Source organism: Roseateles sp. P5_E1, from assembly GCF_054049335.1.
Window position 1 is genome coordinate 1 of sequence record NZ_JBFUMN010000403.1, and the last position, 549, is coordinate 549.

The 549-nt window shown below is 67.2% G+C and carries 1 protein-coding gene; it reads right to left on the reverse strand.

Features of this window, described 5'->3' with window-relative positions:
* The coding region (locus ACXJKJ_RS31765) for a DnaJ domain-containing protein (RefSeq protein ID WP_457395694.1) at positions 1-283 on the reverse strand (283 nt) is incomplete at its 3' end.
* Positions 284-549: the final 266 nt, after the last annotated feature.

The window sequence follows — 549 nt, forward strand, 5'->3', positions numbered from 1 at the left end:
GCCGTGACTTGCGCTCGGCCTGCTGGCGCAGCTCCGGGGCGGCGCCGACGACCTTGTCGGGGTGGTACTGGGAGATCAGCCGGCGGTAGGCCAGGTCGACCTCGGCGTCGGTGGCCTCGGAGGTCAGCCCCAGCTCGCGGTAGGGGTTTTCCTTGTTCAGGCGGAACCAGTCGGCGTCGAAGGCATGCCCGATCAGCAGGCCCACTACGGCACCAAACAGCGGATTGGGCCTGAACAGCAGGGCCCCGGCGATGAATCCGAGCAGTTTTCCGTACCAGCGCATGAGGGTCTGGGCGGCCGTGGCAACAAAGGAGCCTCATTTTACGTCACAGCGGGCCCAACCGGCTTTACACTAGGCCGCCCGCTGTCTGTGCGGGCCCTCAGGGTCCCTTGGACGGCTGTCATGACAAGCCCCAGGAGTGCCCGTGCCGACCACGTTGTTGCAATCCGATCTCCCCGGCCTGCCCTTGCGCCATCGCGGCAAGGTGCGTGATGTTTTTGACATTCCGCGCGACCGGCTCCCCGCCGGCACGCCGCCGGGGGACTACC